This is a genomic window from Algibacter luteus (assembly GCF_030344935.1).
Taxonomy (GTDB): Bacteria; Bacteroidota; Bacteroidia; order Flavobacteriales; family Flavobacteriaceae; genus Arenitalea; species Arenitalea lutea.
Genome location: NZ_CP128313.1, coordinates 742563 through 764989 on the forward strand (window position 1 = coordinate 742563; position 22427 = coordinate 764989).

The 22427-nt window shown below is 34.0% G+C and carries 18 protein-coding genes and 1 tRNA gene; 10 read left to right on the plus strand and 9 right to left on the minus strand.

What is annotated here, in order from left to right; translation table 11 throughout:
- Positions 1 to 46: 46 nt before the first annotated feature.
- The 8 genes from O5O44_RS03190 to O5O44_RS03225 all read right to left on the minus strand — a co-directional run bounded on the left by O5O44_RS03190 (position 47) and on the right by O5O44_RS03225 (position 10788).
- Positions 47 to 2134, minus strand: a complete 2088-nt coding sequence (locus O5O44_RS03190) for a TonB-dependent receptor plug domain-containing protein (RefSeq protein ID WP_289195704.1) — start codon at positions 2132 to 2134, stop codon at positions 47 to 49.
- A gap of 115 nt (positions 2135 to 2249) precedes the next feature.
- The gene (locus O5O44_RS03195; RefSeq protein WP_289195705.1) at positions 2250 to 2615 is read right to left on the minus strand and encodes a hypothetical protein; all 366 of its coding nucleotides are present in this window, start codon (positions 2613 to 2615) and stop codon (positions 2250 to 2252) included.
- Positions 2616 to 2710: 95 nt separating this feature from the next.
- The gene (locus O5O44_RS03200) at positions 2711 to 6166 is read right to left on the minus strand and encodes a PPi-type phosphoenolpyruvate carboxykinase family protein (RefSeq protein WP_289195706.1); all 3456 of its coding nucleotides are present in this window, start codon (positions 6164 to 6166) and stop codon (positions 2711 to 2713) included.
- A 156-nt stretch (positions 6167 to 6322) separates the two neighbouring features.
- Positions 6323 to 7501 carry an acyl-CoA dehydrogenase family protein gene (locus tag O5O44_RS03205; RefSeq protein WP_289195707.1) on the minus strand — a complete coding sequence of 393 codons (1179 nt, stop codon included), beginning with the start codon at positions 7499 to 7501 and terminating at the stop codon, positions 6323 to 6325.
- Between the two features lie 185 nt (positions 7502 to 7686).
- Complete coding sequence (locus tag O5O44_RS03210; protein ID WP_289195708.1) at positions 7687 to 8346, minus strand: tRNA1(Val) (adenine(37)-N6)-methyltransferase; 660 nt, start codon at positions 8344 to 8346, stop codon at positions 7687 to 7689.
- Positions 8347 to 8405: 59 nt separating this feature from the next.
- Positions 8406 to 8936: a ribosome maturation factor RimM gene (gene rimM, locus O5O44_RS03215; protein WP_289195709.1), complete on the minus strand. Its 531-nt coding sequence runs from the start codon at positions 8934 to 8936 to the stop codon at positions 8406 to 8408.
- A 139-nt stretch (positions 8937 to 9075) separates the two neighbouring features.
- A complete protein-coding gene (locus O5O44_RS03220) occupies positions 9076 to 9606 on the minus strand; it encodes a 30S ribosomal protein S16 (RefSeq protein ID WP_019386092.1) in 531 nt (176 codons plus the stop codon).
- Positions 9607 to 9726: 120 nt separating this feature from the next.
- A complete protein-coding gene (locus tag O5O44_RS03225) occupies positions 9727 to 10788 on the minus strand; it encodes a lactonase family protein (RefSeq protein WP_289195710.1) in 1062 nt (353 codons plus the stop codon).
- Between the two features lie 265 nt (positions 10789 to 11053).
- Between O5O44_RS03225 and O5O44_RS03230 the strand changes: the two genes are divergently transcribed.
- The 6 genes from O5O44_RS03230 to O5O44_RS03255 all read left to right on the plus strand — a co-directional run bounded on the left by O5O44_RS03230 (position 11054) and on the right by O5O44_RS03255 (position 18535).
- The gene (locus tag O5O44_RS03230; protein WP_289195711.1) at positions 11054 to 11518 is read left to right on the plus strand and encodes a ferritin-like domain-containing protein; all 465 of its coding nucleotides are present in this window, start codon (positions 11054 to 11056) and stop codon (positions 11516 to 11518) included.
- Positions 11519 to 11677: 159 nt separating this feature from the next.
- Positions 11678 to 16066 carry a DNA polymerase III subunit alpha gene (gene dnaE / locus O5O44_RS03235; RefSeq protein ID WP_289195712.1) on the plus strand — a complete coding sequence of 1463 codons (4389 nt, stop codon included), beginning with the start codon at positions 11678 to 11680 and terminating at the stop codon, positions 16064 to 16066.
- A gap of 237 nt (positions 16067 to 16303) precedes the next feature.
- Positions 16304 to 16621, plus strand: coding sequence for a thioredoxin (gene trxA / locus O5O44_RS03240; RefSeq protein ID WP_019386096.1), 318 nt, complete (start codon positions 16304 to 16306; stop codon positions 16619 to 16621).
- Between the two features lie 81 nt (positions 16622 to 16702).
- A complete protein-coding gene (locus tag O5O44_RS03245; RefSeq protein ID WP_019386097.1) occupies positions 16703 to 17245 on the plus strand; it encodes a ClpP family protease in 543 nt (180 codons plus the stop codon).
- Between the two features lie 142 nt (positions 17246 to 17387).
- On the plus strand, positions 17388 to 18317 hold the full coding sequence (locus O5O44_RS03250) for a DUF58 domain-containing protein (protein WP_289196464.1): 930 nt from the start codon (positions 17388 to 17390) through the stop codon (positions 18315 to 18317).
- Between the two features lie 144 nt (positions 18318 to 18461).
- Positions 18462 to 18535: transfer RNA gene (locus tag O5O44_RS03255), tRNA-Asp, on the plus strand.
- 267 nt (positions 18536 to 18802) lie between these two features.
- On the opposite strand, the gene O5O44_RS03260 is transcribed toward O5O44_RS03255, so the two are convergent.
- Entirely contained in the window at positions 18803 to 19372 is a 570-nt protein-coding gene (locus O5O44_RS03260) for a CHRD domain-containing protein (RefSeq protein WP_202801133.1), read from the minus strand.
- A 281-nt stretch (positions 19373 to 19653) separates the two neighbouring features.
- On the opposite strand from O5O44_RS03260, the gene O5O44_RS03265 reads away from it, so the two are divergent.
- From O5O44_RS03265 to O5O44_RS03280, 4 genes are all read left to right on the plus strand, one after another.
- Positions 19654 to 19863: a hypothetical protein gene (locus tag O5O44_RS03265; RefSeq protein ID WP_019386100.1), complete on the plus strand. Its 210-nt coding sequence runs from the start codon at positions 19654 to 19656 to the stop codon at positions 19861 to 19863.
- A gap of 10 nt (positions 19864 to 19873) precedes the next feature.
- Positions 19874 to 20434 carry a hypothetical protein gene (locus O5O44_RS03270; protein WP_289195713.1) on the plus strand — a complete coding sequence of 187 codons (561 nt, stop codon included), beginning with the start codon at positions 19874 to 19876 and terminating at the stop codon, positions 20432 to 20434.
- A 173-nt stretch (positions 20435 to 20607) separates the two neighbouring features.
- Positions 20608 to 21438: a DUF4382 domain-containing protein gene (locus tag O5O44_RS03275; RefSeq protein WP_289195714.1), complete on the plus strand. Its 831-nt coding sequence runs from the start codon at positions 20608 to 20610 to the stop codon at positions 21436 to 21438.
- 248 nt (positions 21439 to 21686) lie between these two features.
- Positions 21687 to 22304 (plus strand): hypothetical protein, encoded by a 618-nt coding sequence (locus O5O44_RS03280; RefSeq protein WP_289195715.1) that lies wholly within the window; start codon positions 21687 to 21689, stop codon positions 22302 to 22304.
- Positions 22305 to 22427 lie beyond the last annotated feature (123 nt).

Consider the following 22427-nt stretch of genomic DNA (forward strand, 5'->3'; position numbering starts at 1 on the left):
CGTTCCAAAATTGAAACGCTTTTTTTAAATGAAAAATAAAACTATTTTAAAATTTATATTGTAAAAAAGCAGTGAAATTACGCCCAGGTTCTGTAATCGGAGACCCGTTCATGCTGGCTTGGTTCTGGTAAGAAAAATTTAAATGACTGTTATAAGTTGTATCGAAAATATTTAAACAAGCTATACCAATTGTAATATTTTTAAACGGGGTCGCTCCCATTTTAACATCGAAGGTTTCATAACCAGCAGTTTCAGTTTCTCCAAAAGAAGGTGCAATATGTGACTGTTTAGATGTGATGTTATATTGCGCCTTTGCCCAATAAAAAGGTTTGTCTACTGCAATAGAGAATGTTGTTGTAAAAGGAGGGTTTAATGGTAATGACTCCCCAAAATCCTTGTTTTTAGTTCTTACATATGCCGATTGATTTTTAAAATAATAGTCCTTAAGAATATCAAATTTAAACATAAACTCAAACCCTGATTTATAAGCATCATCAATATTGGTAAACACCTTGGTATATTGTGGTTCTTGAGTTGGCATAAATTTTCTTGGGATTGAAGGGTCTTCAACAGCTGAAATATAATTATCGTAAACACTATAGAAAACTGAGAATTGATAATTGAAATTATTAAAGCTATTTATTTTAGTAGTTCCAGAAATACCAATTTCAAACTGATCATTTATTTCAGCTTTTAAAAATGGGTTTCCTATGTATTCATAATTATCCTGACCAACTGTAAAATGATTAATGTAGCGTTCGGCCATATTTGCGGTTCTTACACCGCGTCCATAAGCGGCTTCTAAAAAAGTTTTAGAATCTAGTTTTTGTTTTACAGATACTGTTCCGCTCACATTGGTTTCATTCTGTTTAACATCGTTGCCATACCTCGTAGCAAAATCATCTTCTAAATCTTCTGCATTTGCATTTACAAAATCAACCCGAAGTCCTGCTTTAAAAGTCGTTTTGTTCATGTTGTAAGTAGCTTCAGAGAATAAACCAACATCATTTAAATAGGCATCTTGCCATATTTTATCAGTAAACACCATAGGCATTGGCAGAATGGTACCATTCATCATTTTTACCGTACGCGTTCTGTTGCCTTCTCTACCTATTAAAAGGGCGTCGGTTCCTAAGTAAAAAATTAAACGCTCGTTAAATAACCAATGTGTTTCAATTTTTCCGCCAATGGTTGTTGATTCGACAGGAGATGAAGCAAAAACCATATTGAAATTAGGACGGTTTTCGTTAGTCATTAAATGATCTACAAAACTATAATAGGCTTTGGCTGTAATACCTTTTAATGTGTTCGATAAATTTTCTACAGTATAATCTAAAGAGGCAATAGAACTGTTGTCGAAATCCGTGTCCATTGGCAAACCAGCATGCTTGGTATCTCTACCAAACGATTGACGCCAATGTGCTTGTAAATATTGATTTTCTGAAAGGGCGTAACCCAGTTTGATACCATAATCGGTACTTTTAAATGCTGATGGAACTGAGAAATTATTTCCGTCTTCATAATCATCAAAATTTCGATAACCTATGTTGGCTGTGGCATTAAATTTATTTGAAACGTGTTGCAGTTGAAGATTACTTACTAAAGCATTTCCATTAGTTTCATAACCTGCCGAAACTTTACCATGAAAACCGTGATCAAGCATGTGGTGGCTTTTGGTTACCATATTCACGATGCCTCCAAAGGTGGCGCCATATCTTACGGTATAGGGTCCTTTTACAACTTCTATTTTCTCAATTTCCTCGGGAATAACATGGGTAGTTATGGGATCCATTCTGTTAGGGCAAGCATGTACTGCTTTAATACCACCATCGTACATCACATTAAGTTGTTCGTATGCAGATGCTCTAAAAATAGGGTCTATGGCATAATTACCACGCTTTATTGTTGAAAAACCGTTGATTTCAGAAAAAAGATCAGCTACATTTTTCGGCTGGATGCCTTTTTTTTGGTAATCGTTTTTTACGGCACTATGAATTGGGTCTATATTAGAATGACCAGTGACAATTACCTCAGGTAATTGTGTTCTTGTTGTAGTGGTGCTATCTATTTGTGCTTGTGAAAACGACATATTGAAGCATAACACACATAACAACATAGTTATATGTAATTTCATTTTTAATATTTTGAAAAGATTATAAATAATTGCGACTTCAGTATTTAAACTGAAGTATTATGTACACATGAATTGATGGATAATATCAACATGTACAACATTTACTATTTATAAACTAAGCAATAGGAGGTTGGAATATTGAAACCTTAATGTTAAGGTTGTACAGATTGTTGTAGAGGTAAATATGTTCTTTTTTAGAAGCAATATATTTATTTAAAGAAATATTGTAAATATTTACAAAGCCGATAGGGTAGTTTTCCATAGAAATAGACAGGGCAGCAATAGGGTCTTGATGCTGTTTCTCAATTTCCTTGACTAAATGACATTTTCCGTTACACTGCAGTTCGGGCTTGTCTTTATTAATACACAAAAATTCAGCAATATAATCCTGATTAAGCACATACTCAACATAAGGCTGAATAGGTCTTAACATCGCTAAGATGTATAAGAAAACTAAAAAGGTTGCAGTTAATCTGTGCAATATTTTAAAATTTTAGCAAATATAAATTTAGATGCACAAAAACCAAGGTTAAAAACCTTGATTTTTGTTTCTCTAGTAAATATTTTAAAAAGGGTTTAACTTGCCTTTTTAAATAAAGGGTCTACGCCAATGGTTCCTACAAGTTTTGTTAAATAATCTTTAGATTTTACAGCATCGTATAATTCTTTAGTAGCATTTAAACGTGCATTGATTTGCATATCATCTACTAAAATATCATTATTCGGATTTTTCATAAATGATTCTAAATACTCAATTTGAGAACCGTAGTACGCAATATCTTTTTTCTGTTTTAATACAAGTCTTTCTTTGTACCAATCCGAATTTAACACATAATCTCTATCAAAATATTTTCTTAGTTCTGGGTGACTAATTTCTTTACCTTTGTAATTTCCATAAGCCATGATATTCAATAGAATTTTTAATGGTGGAATAGCGGCTTCAATACTTCCGTCTTCAAAATAGTTCAACGCTACTTTTTGTTGTGCTTCAACTATATTGTTGATACCATCTACATAATCTTCAAGATTTTGTAATTCGGGTTTTAACATACGTTCATTAAACACAGCAGTAGGTTCGTCAAACAATCTATTTAAACACAATAGAGAGAAGGTTTTTGTAATTCTGTACCCTAAACGGCTAGCTAATATTTTTTTACCGTTATAGTCAAAGTCTTCTAGTTTTTCTAAAGATCCGTTTGCAATTAGATTTTGAGGGTCTCTATCTTCTGGTGCCATTCTAGCCCATATTTCTGGGATTAATAAACTTACATCATGGTCAATTTTATTTTCTGCACCAACGTAGCCTGCAGCAGTACTAAATCCGTTAGATTCTGTTAATATATGCGATAATAACGCATTGTTTAAATCTGTTGTTGGAGTTAACATATTGAACGGAGCCTTAGTTAACGCACCTTCTGAACCAGCTCCTGTAGTTGATGGTGATTTACCTGTTAAACTACAAATGAAATCCATAAATAATTCAGGGGTTTCTTGGTAGTGAATTGGGTTGTAAACAGCTAATGGTCTAATACCTGCTTCTCTTTCTGCAGGATTATTTCTTCTACCAGGTAGAACAGCGTTTACAACGTGTATTACAGGGTCTTCAGGCTTGATTTTTCTTTTTAAACGTACACCAATATCTGAAATATATGAAGCTTCAGTTTCATCATAAAATCTATTTGGCTCTAAATAACGTGGGTTTTTAGTTGGTTCGCCATCTACAATTCTAGGGTGAGATGGTAAAACAAACTGTATATCTTCATCTTCACTATTTATAATTTCTTTTATAAAATCCTGAACTGGTTGTGTGTATTTATCATAATTAATCGTGTCTTCATAAATTTCAATAGCATCTTTTTTAGTTAACTTTTCATAGTTAGTTAAAAATCTGCCGTCTGAAATAATATCAAGTTCTGCACCTTTATCATAACCTCTAACAATAGCCTCATCTGGTCTTTGGAATAAATGAGCTTCACAGTTAGTTAATACTTTTACACTTTCATTAGAATATTCCTGGTTCAAATCTTTAAACTGATTTCTAGGAAGTGTGATTGAAGCAGTAATATCATCTTCAGTTTGAATTTTTTCGCAAGCTGCAAAGTCTGAACGTAATTTATTCAACATCCAGTTGCCTTTTTGATTGAATCCAATTCGAACATAACTACCAACTACTGGTGTATTGTTGTAAATTAGTGAGGTGCCTTTTACACCGTTAATAATTTCAACAGACATTAAGTCTTTCCAGTTAAGGTTGGCTCCATGAGCTTGTCTGAATAAACGTTTTACAAATAATACCAATGAGCGCACATGCACAGGTATATTTTCCAACCATTCATTAAACTCATCTGAGTTTTCTTCTGAAGGTGTTAATAGTTTTACAACAGAGCCTAGTGTTCTTTTTTCACTTAAGAATGATCTTGATTTTGGTCTATTAGGGTCTTTATCCTTCCAACGTGTAGAATAGTTGAATTCTATAATTTCATCTGCTTTTTTGAAATCTTCTTCTATATCATGAATGTTAAATCTGCTATAGGTAATAGCATTCTGCATAGATTTTGAAATCTCAGATTTACCACCACCAGAAACGGTACAAGGCTTATGGCAAAATACGCCTTCCGGATACGTTTCTACAATACGCCATAAATTAATAGACGTGTGTTTTTCTAACCTTAATTTATTTCCAGAAGGATGCACGTATGTTTTAAAAGGCGATAGTTTCAATTTTTGTTCTTTGCCTTTGTAATTCCAACTGATGCTGTTTGTGTTTGTATTGAAATAAGATGATTCTGGAATGTAAACGATATTAGGGTAATTTTTATCTATCGCATAGTTTTCTGGTTTTACTTCTATGCGGTCTGCTAATAACGATTTAACATTTTCAAAAGTATGATCCAGACCGTAATATTCTTTATAGTCATTACAATTTACGGTATCTCCCATAACACGTCTAGCATAAGCTATAGCGCCACCAGCATGCTCTTCTTCAACTAAGCCTAATAGATTTGCAGAGTAACTAATTTGGGTTTTTATTTCTTTTTTAGAATATCCGTAATAGTTATCGGCAATCAACGTCACTACAACACCACTTTCATCTCTACAAGTAATTTTAAAAGCACCACCGTCATTATAAAGTTCATTTGCATTTTTCCAGCACATGCCATCTTTTTTCTGGCGATCTGTAGCATCATCAAAATGAGGAAGACCAACGTCCTTCTTTTTAAGTTTTAATAATTGTGGTGCAAGAATAATACAACCTGTATGTCCTGTCCAATGTTCAGGGTCTAAAGCAGCATCATTATGTGCTAAATTAGGGTTACCTGCGTTTCCAAAAATATTTTCAACAAAATCTAAATTACTAACTAAGGTACCAGGCGCAAAAAAGCGGACTTCTAATGATTTTTCTGAGATTACTCCTTTAACTTCAGGACAAACAACAGGTCTTAAAAGCATTGAAACCATGGTTTTAGCTTTTTTCTCTTGGTTGGATGTAAATGGTAAGGTATTTAACTCATCAGATGGATTGAAAGCTGCATTTAAAAAATGAGCTAATACGACTCTTGGTACTTCTTTTTTATCTAAAGGAACAGGCAGCGGACCTTCAACAATATGAAACGTTCCTTTTGTTGTTCTTTTATCGTGTAACGGGTTGTTTAAAATACCTTGTTTTAATCTTTTAGAGTTTACTAAATCACTTTCAAATGAATTGCCATCTGGTGGTAAACTAGCTTCTCTTGCTTGACCCTTTTTAGAAAGGATTAATGTATTATTTGGTAATTTATAAGATTTGTCAACTGAAACATCTTTTAAATAATTATCTATAAAATTTTGAATTCTTGAATCTGCAGGCGACAAATGATCTGCCAAAAGCCTTGATTTTTCTCTAAGACTCATGATTAGTGGGCGCGTTGTTTTTTCGAATTCAGGGTCGCAAAATTTATTTTTGCTCTCTTCTTTGTCATTAAAAATCGGCTGTCCTAATGCTGCTAACTGTAAATTAATAAATTGAATCGTGTCTTTTCTTGAAGCTTTCATGTTGTTCTAACTTTAATTAATGCTCGCATACCTGCGAATACGAGCAACAAAGTTAGAAACAGAATATTTTAAAAAAACTGTCAAATATCATGTTATCGTTAATTTTTAACGATAACGATATAGTAAAAAAGTTAGAATTTAATGTTGTTATGTCTTTTATTTAAAAGCATTTAGCCCTGTAATATCAAGTCCGGTAATTAATAAATGGATATCGTGGGTGCCTTCGTATGTTATAACGCTTTCAAGGTTCATCATGTGTCTCATTATGGAGAACTCACCAGTGATTCCCATACCTCCAAGCATTTGTCGAGCTTCACGTGCAATTTTTAAAGCCATATCTACATTATTACGTTTTGCCATGGAAATTTGTGCTGAGGTTGCAGTTCCGTTATCTCTCATTACACCTAATCTCCATGCTAAAAGTTGTGCTTTAGTTATTTCAGTTATCATTTCAGCCAGCTTTTTTTGTTGCAACTGAAATTGACCTATTGGTTTATCAAATTGTATACGTTCTTTGCTATAACGCAATGCGGTATCGTAACAATCCATTGCTGCTCCAATAGCTCCCCAAGCAATACCATATCGTGCAGAATCTAAACAACCAAGGGGTGCTCCCAGTCCAGACTTGTTTGGTAATAAGTTTTCTTTGGGTACTTTAACATTATCAAATATAAGCTCGCCAGTTGCCGATGCGCGAAGCGACCATTTGTTATGTGTTTCTGGAGTTGAAAACCCTTCCATACCGCGCTCTACGATAAGTCCATGAATACGTCCGTTTTCATCCTTAGCCCAAACAACCGCCACTTGTGCAAATGGAGCATTACTTATCCATAATTTAGCACCGTTCAAAAGAAAGTAGTCTCCTTTGTCTTTAAAATTGGTAACCATCCCTCCAGGGTTAGATCCATGATCTGGTTCGGTTAAACCAAAACATCCCATCCATTCACCACTAGCTAATTTTGGTAAATATTTCTGGCGTTGTGCTTCGTTGCCATACTTCCAAATAGGATACATTACCAATGAAGATTGTACCGAAGCGGTAGATCTAACTCCAGAATCACCACGTTCTATTTCTTGCATAATTAAACCATAAGATATTTGGTCTAATCCCGCGCCGCCGTATTCCATTGGAATATATGGTCCAAAAGCACCAATTTCAGCTAAACCACCAATAATTTGTTTTGGAAACTCAGCTTTTTGGGCGTAATCTTCAATTATAGGAGAAACTTCTCGTTTTACCCATTCCCTGGCCGCATCTCTAACTAATTTGTGCTCTTCGGTTAATAATTCATCTAAATTATAATAATCGGGTGCTTCGAATAAATCTGGTCGCATAAAGACTGAAGTTAAATAGGTTTTAAAGGAAAATAATTAGTAAAATGACGTTTTTATTATCAAATAATCATTTTTACACTTCAAATTTAAATAATCTTTATTGAATTATACTAATTAAGTTATCAAATAGCGTTCAAAAAATGAATAAGTTTGAATATGTGATTTGATAGCTTAAATAGTATCTATTACATTTTAAGGTAGAAATCTTTTGTAAGTTTGATATAATCTTGGGTGTATTGATGTCTTTCAATTTCAATAATTAAAGATTTAATCGATGTTTTGCTTTCGCGGAAGGAGAATTCAATAAGACTTCGTTTGATATCGGAATCAGGATTGCCTTTTATATGAAGCATTTTATTTGGAAACAGGTTGAATTTTTGTGCCGTTTCAATGAATTTATCTTCTTCATTAAATGGTATAACTACTGTAAACAGACCGTTTTTAGATAACAAAATTGAAACACTTTCTAGTAAATGTTCAAATGGCATCGCATCTTGAAATCGGGCCATGTCTCTCTGCGAACTTGTTGTTTTGTAATCTTCAGAATAAAAAGGAGGGTTGCAAACTATTAAATCGTATTGGTCTTCAATTTCTTCAACAAATTCAACTAAAGAAGCATGATAACAAAATAATCGGTCTCCCCAAGGTGATTGCTCAAAATTGTCAACACATTGCTCGTAGGCTAGATCATCTATCTCAAGAGCATCAATAATTTCAGCTTGACTTCTTTGGGCCAACATTAAAGCTAAAATGCCTGTACCGGCGCCAATATCTAAAATTGAAAATGGTTGTTGTTCTATGCTTGCCCACGCACCAAGTAAAACAGCATCGGTGCCAATTTTCATTGCACACTGGTCTTGGTTTACAGTGAATTGCTTGAATTTAAATGGGGCTTTAGACACGGCTAATCTTCTAAATATAAATCGATTAATCCTTCTGGGGTTTCAACCAAAATGGTTTTATTAGCTCTATCTACCTTTACTATAAATTCGTCGTTCATAGGAATTAAAATTTCAATACCATTTCTGTCAATTTCAAAAAGGGCTTGAGCCGTCGAATCATTTATACCAGTTATTTTACCAACTTCCCCGAAGTTTTTATCATCAATTGTAAAACCAATAACTTCATGAAAATAAAACTTGTTTCCTTCTAGTTTTGGTAACAGATCTAAAGGCAAATACAGGCCGCTTTTCATAATTGAATCGGCATCCGCTTCCGTATCCACATCTTCAAATTTAATACGTAAAAGTTCAGATTTATGCAATTGTGAGCTTTCAATAAAAAAAGGCACAAGGTTGTTTCTTAGTTCTAGAAATATAGCATCTAAGTTTTCGTAAAGCTCAGGTTGATCGGTATCTAATTTTACGAGTACCTCCCCTTTAAAACTGTATTTTTTTACGATTTTACCTAAATAGAAACAATCTTCTTTTTTCATGCTATAATTGTCTGTTCGAGCGCAGTCGAGAACTATTAAATGTCAACTTAAAACATCTGGACTGCGATCGATGTGACATTCTTGGGAATAAAAAACTCCGATATTTCTATCGGAGTTTAAAAGTATAAAAAATAATTTTTTATTCTTCTTCGTTTGAAGCTTTAGCTTCAGCAGCAGGAGCTTCTTCAGAAACTTCTTCAGCAACCTCTTCTTCAACAGGAGCTGGAGCAGCTGCAGCAATTCTTGCTTCGTTAACAGCTTTTTCAGCAGCAAGAGCATCAGCTTTCGCTTTTGCTTCAGCATCTGATAAACCATCAGCTTTCGCTTGAATTTTAGCGGCTTTTTCTTCTAACCAAGCAGTAAATTTAGCTTCTGCTTGCTCTTCAGTTAAAGCACCTTTTTTAACACCACCTGCAAGATGATTTTTTAATAAAGCACCTTTGTAAGACAATAAAGTCTTAGCGGTATCAGTTGGTTGTGCACCATTCTGTAACCAAGTAACAGCACCGTCAACGTTTAATTCAACAGTTGCTGGATTTGTGTTAGGATTGTAAACTCCTAATTTTTCAAGGTATTTACCATCTCTTTTTGAACGTGCATCAGCTGCTACGATCCAGTAAAAAGGTTTTCCTTTTTTACCGTGTCTTTGTAATCTAATTTTTACTGGCATAATAATTAATTATTTGAGGTTCTCGACCTCGGTTATTAATAAGGGCGCAAAGATACTCTATTATTTTTAAATTACAACAGTAAATTTAGTATTTGAAGTAAATATTTAATCCATTAAAAATTAGAATAATAAGCATACTGGAGATGGCACTTTTACATCGTACATAAACGTGAGTTTTCCAGTATTAGCATCAACACTAAAAACGGAAATATTATTACTTTTTTTATTGGCTACTAGCAAAAATTTACCGGTAGGATCTAAAGTAAAATTACGGGGCCAATCCCCATGAACATTCATGTTTTGAATTTTTTCAAGTGTCCCGTTAGTTGTATTTCGTTTAAAAACAGCAATGGAGTTCTCGCCTCGGTTTGAACCATAAAGAAACTTTTCATCACGACTTAAATGTATATCGGCACAAGAATTTGGTCCAGTATAATTACTGTCAAGTGTTGAATAATGGTCAATTAATTCAAAGTTGGCATTCACTTTTTTCGCAGCAGTAATACTACCGGCATATTCATTAATAATGTAGATAAAATGACCATCTTTAGTTAAAGCAAAATGTCTTGGGCCTGCATTTTCTGGGAAATCTACCAAATTGCTCGATATTAAGTCAAAGTCGCCGGTGTTGTTCTTGTTATAATGAAACAAAGAATTTCTGCGGAGGTCTGCTACATAAAGTTCATTTTTGTAAAATTGAGCAGAATGAGCGTGGGATTTCTGAATGGTATCGTTGTGGTCAAATACTTGAGAGGCTTCGGTCAAGCTACCATCGTCATTCAAATTATATAAGGCTATATTTCCTCCCAGGTAATTTGAAACTACTGCTTTGGTGCCTTCAGAGTTTACAGAAACATGACAAGGAGCGCCACCAAATGTTTTTTCAGTATTAATTAATTCTAAATTTTCATTTTCGTTAATTTTAAAAGCAGAAACGGTTCCGTTTTCAGTTTCTCCAACAGCATATAAGAATTTCTTATTGGGCGAATACGCTAAAAAAGATGGATTTTTGGTAGTTGCAACCAATTTTAAATCGCTTAAAATTCCTGTATTAGGATTAAACTTTAGCTGATAGATGCCTTCGCTTTCGCCGTCAGTATAAGTTCCTATGTAAAGCGTTGTTTCCTGTTGTTGGCAATTCAAAAGTGTACAAGCTAATATTAAATACAATACATGTTTCATGGCTAGTAGTTATTTTTCAAAAGTAGTATAATTTATGGAGGCTGCCAATAGTGTTAAATACTCTTAAAATTATCACAAACACCGTTAAAACCCTTGACAACGCTAAGTTTTTCTATTATATTAAATAAAGTTGATGTGAAGTAATTCACGTTTAATGCAAAATTTAAGGTTAAACAAATTGTTTATGTGTGTTTAATAATTTGTTTATGCCTCAAAAGTGTTTTAAGCTTTTGAAAATCATAAAATAAACACATGAAATTTAAAAATGAAAATGAATAATATGAAGTACAGTGAAAAAATTTCAAACCAATTAAATGAGTTATTAGTAAAAAATTATGATGCCGAAAAAGGGTATTTAAATGCTATTGAAAATGTTGATAGCGATAAATTGAAAATGTTCTTTAAAAGACGTGCCACGGAAAGAAGTGAGTTTGCAAAAGAACTAAGAACCGAAATCTTGCGCTACGGCGAATTGCCGGAAGACTCAGGAAGTTTTAAAGGAATATTGCATAGAAACTGGATGACTTTAAAATCGCTATTTAGTTCAAATAACGCTGAAGCTATTTTAGAAGAAGCTATTAGAGGTGAGGAAGCCAGTTTAGAAGAATATAATGAAATTCTTAAAGACAGAACCTTGCCACCAACTATTGATTCTCTTTTAACGAAGCAAAAAAATGCCATTCAAGCGGCAATTAATACAGAAAAAGTACATGAAGAATTAGTGTCTTAAACATTAATTTTTGGTTAAGATTAGCGCAACCTATTAGGTTGCGTTTTTTTGTTTACAACTGTTTATAACTTCAGTTTAAAAAAGTATAAATTCTATGTATTTTTATACACTTCGTTTTTGCTCTAAACGATAAAATAAATCAACACATAATTTTAAAGCATGTACTTAATTTTCGATACTGAAACCACCGGATTGCCTAAACGCTGGGATGCACCAATTACAGATACTGATAATTGGCCTAGGTGTATTCAAATCGCATGGCAATTGCACGATGCCATGGGTAATTGTATTGAGAGTCAAGATTTTTTAGTAAAACCCGAAGGCTTCAATATTCCTTATGACGCAGAGAAAATTCATGGCATTTCTACCGAATTAGCCCAAGAGCAAGGTATTTCATTGGCAGAAGTTTTAGAAAAATTTAATGAAGCTTTAGGAAAAACAAAATTTGTAGTAGGGCAGAATGTGAAATTCGACCTAAATATTATGGGTGCCGAATTTGTTCGTGGTAATGTTGAAAACCCACTTCAAGAATTACCGGTTTTAGATACGTGTACTGAGCACACTGCGGAAATGTGTCAAATTCCTGGAGGTCGTTATGGTAAGTTTAAATTACCAACATTAACCGAGTTACACGAATTTTTATTCAACGAGCCTTTTGATGAAGCCCACAATGCTACTGCCGATGTGGAGGCGACAACACGATGCTTTTTGGAATTGATTCGTTTAGGTGAATTCACCAAAGAGGAGTTGGATGTTCAGCCTGATTATTTCGAGAATTTCAAAAAAGAAAACCCTGAGAGCATTCAGCTTATTGGTTTAAAGCATATCAATCTTAAGAAGGAAAGTGCTAAAATTCGCGAACGCATAAAAAAGGCTCAAACGAGTACAATCTCTTCTGAAGAAATAAAACAAAATGTAGGTGAACTAGCCGATGTTGATTTTGTGCATTTGCATAACCATTCTCAGTTTTCGGTATTACAATCTACCATGAGTGTTGCTGATATTGTTGCTGCAGCGGCAGAACATAATATGCCAGCTGTAGCCTTAACAGATCACGCTAACATGATGGGGGCGTTTCATTTTGTAAATGCCGTAAATAGAGTCAATAGCGGAATAAAAGCAAAAATTGCTGAAGCTGAAGAAAAAGGCGAAACACCAACGGCAAAATTAATAAAGCCTATTGTAGGTTGCGAGTTTTTTGTTTGTGATGATCATGAAGATAAAACCAGAAAAGATAATGGGTATCAAATTGTTCTGCTTGCTAAAAATAAAAATGGTTACCATAATTTAGCTAAATTATCGTCTCATGCATTTGTAGACGGATTTTATTATTTGCCGAGAATTGACAGAAAGCTTATTCAGCAATATAAAGAAGACTTGATTGTGCTTACCGGGAATTTATATGGCGAAGTTCCGAGTAAAGTATTAAATATTGGTGAAAATCAAGCTGAAGAAGCATTGCTATGGTGGAAAGCAGAGTTTGGTGAAGATTTGTATGTGGAGTTAATGCGACACAATCAAGAAGATGAAAATCGAGTAAACCCAACTTTGATTAAGCTTGCAAAAAAGCACAATGTTAAGTTGGTTGCATCAAATAACACGTATTACAGAAAACAAGAAGATGCCAATGCACACGATATTTTACTGTGTGTAAAAGATGGTGAAAAACAAGCCACACCTATTGGTCGTGGTCGTGGGTATCGTTACGGTTTGCCAAATCAAGAGTATTATTTCAAATCTTCTGAGGAAATGAAAAAATTGTTTCAGGATGTTCCTGAAGCCATTATCAATATTCAAGAAGTTGTTGATAAAATTGACGCCTTTCAATTAGCACGTGACGTTTTATTACCTGCGTTTGATATTCCAGACGAGTTTAAACATGCTGAAGATGAGGTTGATGGCGGTAAGCGCGGTGAAAATGCCTATTTAAGACATTTGGTATACGAAGGCGCCAAAAAACGATATGGTGAACCGCTTACTGATGAAGTTAAAGAACGTATAGATTTTGAGCTAAGTGTTATTGAAAATACAGGCTATCCAGGTTACTTTTTAATTGTTGAAGATTTTATTCGCGAAGCCAGAAACATGGATGTTTCGGTTGGTCCTGGGCGTGGTTCTGCGGCAGGATCGGTAGCCGCCTATTGTTTGTGGATTACTAATATAGACCCGTTAAAGTACGATTTACTTTTTGAGCGTTTTTTGAATCCAGATCGTATTAGCATGCCCGATATCGATATTGATTTTGATGATGAAGGTCGTGGTCGCGTTATGCAATACGTGATTGATAAATATGGTAGTAACCAGGTAGCGCAAATTATTACTTATGGCACCATGGCTGCCAAATCTTCAATTCGAGATACGGCACGTGTTTTAGATTTACCGTTGTTTGATGCCGATAGAATTGCAAAGTTAATACCAACCATGTCTAAACTCGGAAAGATTTTTGGGTTAGATGAAAAGGAATTAGGTAAAAAATTTAGAGCTGAAGATTTAGAGAAGGTCAATGAGCTTTTGAATATTGCAGACGGGAGCGATTTGCAAGCTGAAACTGTAAATTTAGCAAGAACACTTGAAGGATCGGTTAGAAACACAGGAATTCATGCTTGTGGAGTGATTATTACGCCTGATGATATTACCAAGTTTGTACCTGTAGCTACTGCTAAAGATTCCGATTTGTATGTAACGCAGTTTGATAACTCGGTTGTGGAATCAGCAGGACTCCTAAAAATGGATTTCTTAGGACTTAAAACCTTAACCTTAATTAAGGATACTGTTAAAATTGTAAAGGCTAAACACGATATACAACTCGATCCGGAGAATTTTCCTTTAGATGATGAAAAAACCTATGAGCTTTTCCAACGTGGAGAAACAGTGGGCGTCTTCCAATATGAATCTCCTGGAATGCAAAAGCACCTTCGGGACTTAAAACCAACGGTTTTTGAAGATTTAATTGCTATGAATGCCTTGTATCGTCCGGGGCCTATGGAATACATTCCTAGTTTCGTTAGAAGAAAACATGGTGATGAAGAGATAGAATACGATTTACCAGCCATGGAAGAATACCTTAAGGAGACTTATGGTATTACGGTATATCAAGAGCAAGTGATGTTATTATCTCAAAGTTTGGCAGGTTTTACAAAAGGTGAAGCCGATGTATTGAGAAAGGCGATGGGTAAAAAGCAAATTGCAGTTCTCGATAAAATGAAACCTAAATTCATCGAGCAAGCCAGTGCTAATGGACATGATGCTAAAATACTTGAAAAAGTTTGGAAAGACTGGGAAGCTTTTGCGAGTTACGCTTTTAACAAATCGCACTCCACATGTTATGCGTGGATAGCTTACCAAACCGCCTATTTAAAGGCGCATTACCCTGCGGAATATATGGCTGCGGTACTTTCCAATAACATGAACGACATCAAACAAGTTACTTTCTTTATGGAAGAATGTAAGCGTATGAAGCTAGATGTTTTGGGGCCAGATGTTAACGAGTCGTATTACAAGTTTTCGGTAAACAAAGATGGTGCGGTACGTTTTGGAATGGGTGCCATAAAAGGTGTAGGTCATGGTGCGGTTATGACCATTGTAGAAAACCGAAAAGAAGGCGGGCCTTATAAATCAATATTTGATTTAGCAAAACGCATAGACTTAAGAGCAGCCAATAAAAAATCCTTTGAAAATTTAGCTTTAGCTGGAGGATTTGATAGTTTAGCCGATACGCATAGGGCACAATATTTTCATGATGATGGCGATGGCATTACCTTTTTAGAAAAGGCCATTAAGTATGCCCAAAAGCATAAGGAAAATGAAAATTCGGCGCAGGTAAGTTTGTTTGGTGAAGCTAGTGAAGTACAGATAGCCGAACCCGAAGTCCCTCCGTGTGAGGAATGGGGCACGATGGAAAAACTGAGCAAAGAAAGAGAAGTTGTTGGGGTTTACATTTCTGGACATCCGTTAGATGATTTTAAAACTGAAATGACAACTTATTGTAATGCCACTGTGGGGATGTTTAATAATTTGGAGCCTTATGTAAACCGAGAATTGGTATTTGGTGGTGTGGTTACCGATGTACAACATCGAGTAAGTAAACAAGGTAAAGGATGGGCGCTATTTACTATTGAAGATTATACCGATAGTTTTGAGTTTAGAATTTTTGGAGAGGAGTATTTAAAATTCAGACATTTTTTATTGAAAAATAGTTTTGTATTTGTTAAAACCTTTGTGCGCGAAGGCTGGGTGAATAAGGATACTGGAAAGAAAAGTGATCCGAGGTTGCAGTTTAATAATTTTCAGTTGTTGCACGATGTTATGGAGCAATACACCAAAAAACTCTCGATACAGGTGGATATAAAAGATTTAAATGAGCAGAAAATAATTTCGTTAAAAGAATTGCTAAGTATGCATCCAGGAAATCAAGCCCTGAATTTTTTGGTTTATGATACCAAGGAGAAAATGAAATTAACCATGCCTAGTAGAAGACAGAAAGTAAAAGTTTGTCAGGAATTGTTGAGCGAATTGGAGGCGCAAGATGTTAAGTTTAAATTGAATTAAAACCAATATTTTGAAGTTCTGTACCCGCGCAAGGGATTGAACGGTATGTTTGAGTGCCCAACCTAGGAGGTGCGAGTAGTGAAAGCCCGACCCTTTGGGATGCGCCAAAATAAATAAAATAACTGCAGCCAATGTAGGTATAAGGAAAACAAATTGTTGGTTTGTAAGCTTTCGAGTTTTTTTTGACTAATTTTGTGTAATTAAAATAAATTAAGAACAGATTAAAATATAAATATTATGGCATTAGAGATAACAGATGCAACCTTTGAAGAAACGGTATTAAAAAGTGATAAACCTGTATTGGTTGATTTTTGGGCTGCTTGGTGTGGACCATGTAGAATGGTTGGACCAATTATTGAACAAATTAGTGATGAGTACGAAGGTAAAGCCGTTGTAGGTAAGGTTGATGTTGATGCTAATCAAGAGTTTGCTGCAAAATATGGCGTGCGTAACATACCTACGGTATTGGTTTTTCAGAACGGAGAAGTTGTTGGAAGACAAGTAGGTGTTGCACCTAAAAATGCATATACAGAGGCTATTGATTCGCTTTTGTAATAAATAAAGAAAAAGAAAGTTAAAAAGGTTTGCCTTAATGGTGAACCTTTTTTTATTTTAGAGGTATATTAAAAATGAATTATGAGTAAACCAACAAAAGTACAAGATGCTATTGATAGCAAGTTAATTGAAGAACGTAAAGTCTTTTTATGGGGGCAAGTAGATGATGAATCTGCGAAACACGTTATAGATAGATTACTATATTTAGATGCTTTAGAAACTAAAGACATCCAATTGTATATAAACAGCCCTGGCGGGTATGTAACTTCTGGTTTTGCCATGTATGATTGCATAAAGTCTTTAAAGAGCGATGTTTCTACCATTTGTACTGGTTTAGCAGCGTCTATGGGTTCTATTTTGTTATCTGTAGGAACAAAAGGCAAGCGTTTTATACAACCACATGCCAGAGTTATGATACACCAACCGAGCGGTGGTGCCAGAGGGCAAGCTAGTGATATTGAAATTACGGCTCAAGAAATTTTAAAAACTAAAGAAATTAGTGCTAGAATATTAGCTGAAAATTGTGGGCAAGATTTTGAAAAGGTTATGAAAGATTTTAATCGCGACCATTGGATGGGCGCTGAAGAATCTGTGGCCTATGGCATTGTTGATGGAGTAATATAGGCCCCCTAACCCCCAGATGGGGGAACTCTTACGCTTTCCAATGAAATGGAAAGTTTAGATTTAATTAAATTGATATTTAACGTATATTTTTTACCTCATGAGTATTTCCTCCCCGTTTGGGGAGGTTAGGTGGGGCTTTTCTATGAACTTACAAAACGAACTTAATAAAGCTGAAGGTTTTAAAAACCTAGAATTACTTGCAAAACAAGTGGTTGAGGGGTTTATTGCTGGTATGCATAAAAGTCCGTTTCATGGGTTTTCGGCAGAATTTGCAGAGCATAAAATTTACAATCAAGGAGAAAGTACTCGCCATATTGATTGGAAACTGTATGCCAAAACCGATAAGCTTTATACAAAACGTTATGACGACGAGACTAACTTGCGCTGTCATATCATTTTAGATAATAGCAGCTCGATGCATTACCCTAAATTAGAATCGTTTTCAATTGATAGTTTAAATAAGATTAGTTTTTCGGCATTAGCAGCAGCGTCATTAATGCAAATATTAAAAAAGCAGCGTGATGCTGTTGGATTAAGTATTTATAGTGATGATTATGATTATTACGCTCCAGAAAAAGGCAGTGAGCGCCACCACCAGATGTTGTTGAATCACTTAAGTGAAGCTGTTATTTCGAAGCCTAAAAACAAACAAACGGAAACGTTTAAATACATCCATGAAATAGCAGAAAAAATTCATAGGCGTTCTATGATATTTTTATTTACAGATATGTTTCAAACCATTGAAGATGAGGTAAAAATATTTGAAGCCTTAAGGCATTTAAAATACAATAAACATGAGGTAATTTTATTTCATGTATTCGATAAAAAGAAAGAGTTTCATTTTGATTTTGATAACAAACCAAAACGTTTTATTGATGTTGAAACGGGCGAGTATATTAATTTGTATGCAGATTCTATCAAAGAAAGTTATCACGACAAAGTAGAATCGTATTTTGAAGCCTTACGATTAAAATGTGCACAATACAAGATAAAATATGTTGAAGCCGATATAAATAAAGATTTTAATAACATCCTTACAACATACATGATAGAGCGTCAAAAATTTGCTTAAAGCCTCAGCATTAAGGAAATAATTATGTTATTTTAAATTGATAAGATTTTAAACTCATTTTTTTTGAAATTTTACACAAAAAAGAGAAAAAAAGATTTGACATATAAAAAAAGGCGTGTATATTTGCAACCGCAATAAAGCAACGGTCTGGTAGTTCAGTTGGTTAGAATGTCGCCCTGTCACGGCGAAGGTCGCGGGTTCGAGTCCCGTCCAGACCGCAAAAATTGCAAGAAAGAAGCTCTGAGAAATTAGGGCTTTTTTTGGCAATAGCAAGATGTTGTGTTGTTCCCGAAGTGAATTCGGGATGTAGTTTACCAAAGCAATTTGGTAATCCAATGGAAAGCTTTCCTTTTTTCTTTACAGAAGATTGGGATGCTTTTTTGTTTTGGAGCAGTTTGTGATTCAGTTGTTAAATATGTATAATAAAAAACCCTAGTATGAAAGTTCGATTTCAACTAGGGTTATATTTTTGTAGGAATTTTAAATTATAATTGACCTCTTAACTCGCCACTACCATATTTATCAGTATGAACATTAATGTAAATATTGCCGGCCCTAATAGCCGAAATAAGATCACTTAATGGATTACCGGCAAAGTCGCCAGCTAAATTGCTTTCTGTAATAGTTCCTTCTGCTAAAACGCCATTTACAGGTGCTTCCGTTTGTGGTGTAAAGTCACTAGCATTTAATAGGTTAACAACAACGCCTCCATTAGTTCCAGCAGGCGCCATATGAAAATGGGAGCCTGAAATGTTTGTTTGAACATTGGCAACAATAAGTTTAAAATAAACAGACGATTCATCTTTACTTACCCGAACTATAACCTGCCCTGTAGCTTTTGTCTCTTTGGCTGGCACTTCGTTGTCGCCACTTAAGTGGGTTGTAAAATTCAATTTGCCCTTTTTTGATTTGCTTTGTTTAGCAATCAAAGTAGTAGCTAAAGTTTCTTCTTCTTGCAAGTCTGCAAGTGTTTGGTTACTGCATCCTGATAACGAAAGCCCTAAAGCCATTAACAGGCAGATGCATCCTGTTAATTTTAAAAGTAATTTAATCATAACAAATAATTTTTTTAGTGTTTAGAAGTGAGTTGGTCTAAAAAGTGAAGATTGTGGGGAAGTTTTATTCCAATACTTCTAGAACAGAAGTTAATAATTAAATATAGTTAAAATATCTGATATTTAGTATTTTAGGGGTAATAATCTGCAGTTATTCACGTTGCCTTTTTTTCGGGTTTTTAAGTTTTTTGCTTGGTCGCTGCCTTAACATCTCGATATAAAAAGTGACTAATAACATCAATAAGTGTCAAAATTATATTGATAATCCAAACTCATTTATTATGAAAAAACAAATTTTAATTCTTTTACTATCAAGCTTTATTTTAAGTTGTGGTGGAAAAGAAAAAAATCAAAATCAATCAGAAAGCAATGAAATTGAGTTAATACAAGAAATAGATTCTATAGAAGCGGCTACTAAAGAACTTAAGAGTACAGAAGAAAGTATCGAAGCATCCATTAAAAAATTGGATGACATGTTAAATGAAATATAAAATTAGTATTATGAAAAATTCAATAAAAGTATTATTTATTATTGCTTTTTTATTTGGTTGTATAACTATCGGATTTGCTCAAAAACCTGAACAAGCTGGAAAAAAGGAAAAAGTAGAAAAGAAAATTAAGAAGGAGAAGAAAGAGTTAAATGAAGATGTTGAAGAAGTAGTTAAAGAAAAGAAACAAAAGAAAGAAAAGGTAGAGAAAAAGATTAAAAAAGAGAAAAAGGAAAAATCTGAAAAGGTTGAAAAAGAAGGCAATTCATTTGGTAAAGATAAATATGGATTAGAAGGGAAAACTTATGGGCAAGAGCGAGCAAGACAAGCTAAACTAAATAAAGAAGAAAAGACTAAGGAGTTTGAGACTACCTTAGAGAAAGGAAAGGAGAAAGCGAATAAAGCTCGAGAAAAAGTAAAGGAAGTTAAAGACAATCTTAAAGCTCAAAAAAGTCAAGGTAGGATTACTGATAAAGAGTACAATGACAAATTAGAACGAATAGAAGCTATTGAAAAAGAAACAGATTCATTGGAACAGAAAATTGAAAAAGGTAAAAAATTGAGAAAGTCATAACATAATTAATGGCACTTCACAAAGTTTTTATAATGGTTAACCATATTATCGGTTAGCCTTTTTATTTATTAGTTAAAGAACGTGGCATTTCAACGAAAATACTGTTAATAGTAGGACAAGTTTTAAAGGAGGTCTTACTTTTGTAATTATCTATAAAAAAGGAAGTTATGAGAATGAATTATTTAAAATCAATTTTTGGAACAGTAATAACTATGATGGCATTAATGCTAATGGTAAACTGTGATAATGCAGATAGTAATAAAAGTGAAACTGCCAGAATTCAACTGAAATTGGTTGATGAACCTGGAGATTATGAGCAAGTAAATATTGAGATAATAGACATTCAATACAGATCTACTGAAGAAGACGAAAGTTGGCAAAGCTTTACTCCTGAAAGCGGGTATCCTTTAAATGTTGATATTACAGAACTTATTGCAGGTAATAGTTTGCTATTAACAGATGAAGTTGTTCCTGTTGGGCTTTTAAAGCAAGTAAGATTGGTGCTTAGTGATAATAATACCCTAAAAATTGAAGGTGAAGATGATTTAATTCCATTAGATACACCAAGTGCTCAACAATCAGGATTAAAACTAAACTTAGATAAAGAATTGGAAGCAGGATTTGTTTATTCGTTTATTTTAGACTGGAATGTTCAGAAGTCTATTGTTAAAGCTGGTAATTCAGGAAAATATATTTTAAAACCAGTCATTAAAGTGAATGCAGAGGTAAATTCAGGCTCAATAAGTGGTAAGGTTGTTGAAATTATTGAAGATATTGAAACTCCAATTGCAAACCAATTAATAGAAGTTTATACCACAGAAGGAGATTTAGTAAAGGATACATTAACTAATGAAAATGGAGATTTTGTAATTCAAGGACTTGAAGCGGGAGGATATATTATTAAGATTATGAAGGAATCCTATATGGCTTATGAATCATTAGAAGTAAATGTTGAAGTTGGTAATGTAGAATCAGTTGGAACTATTATTCTTGAATTAGAATAAATAACACATCCTTCTAAGTCAATAAATAACCCATTCTATTAGAGTGGGTTTTTTTTATCAATAAATTAAGATACTTATTGAGTTAGGGACAAAATTAAGAACTTGTATAATTGAATTAATACTTTAATCTATAAAATATGTAATATTTAGCTTTCATTTTTAAAAATTATACGTCATACAACGAAAATATTTTGTCTTTTAGCTGATTCAGACTAAGTTTGAATTGTTAACCTACTTAATAAAATGTTATGAAAAATCTTGTACGCATGTCTCTTTTGAGTCTAGGATTGTTGTTTTTTGGATGTAACTTAGAAAGCATTGAACAATCAGATATTCAAATTAATAACGAAGAAAAATCAACTAAGAAAAATAAAGATTTTGAAGTTGTTCAGACTGATAATTCAACTAATGAAACTACAGCTAGTTATTGTCATGAGGTAAATTTAATTGCAGGTCAACATCATGAAATAGGAACAGTATCCATAAACATTGAAGGCGATTTTTTAATTGTAACATACACAACAAATGGCGATTGGGTTTTAGATGCCACACATTTACATATTAGTAATTGCGAAGAGGATGGTTTCCCGACAACAGGTGCAAATAACCCTAAAATTGGCCATTTTGATTATGCGAGTGAGCATGAAGATGGAACTACTCAAGTTACGTATGCCATTGATATTGGTGAAATTACTGGAACTTTATGCTTTGCGGCACATGCAGAAGTTGATGGTCCATCTGGCGAAACTGCTTGGGCTGAAGGTGAAGATTTTGGAGGTAATAGTTGGGCCATGTATTTTGAAGCCAATTTGATAGATTGTGGCGATGAAGATGATGATGATGGTGGTGGGCCACCGGCTCATTAGTACAAAAAAGATATTAAGTTAAAGAACGAATACATTTGGTTTCGGTTTTATAAACTTCAAATTAAAAATGAATGCTTACCTCATAAATAGGGAAGTTATATGGCAAGAAATAAGCTCTAAGAA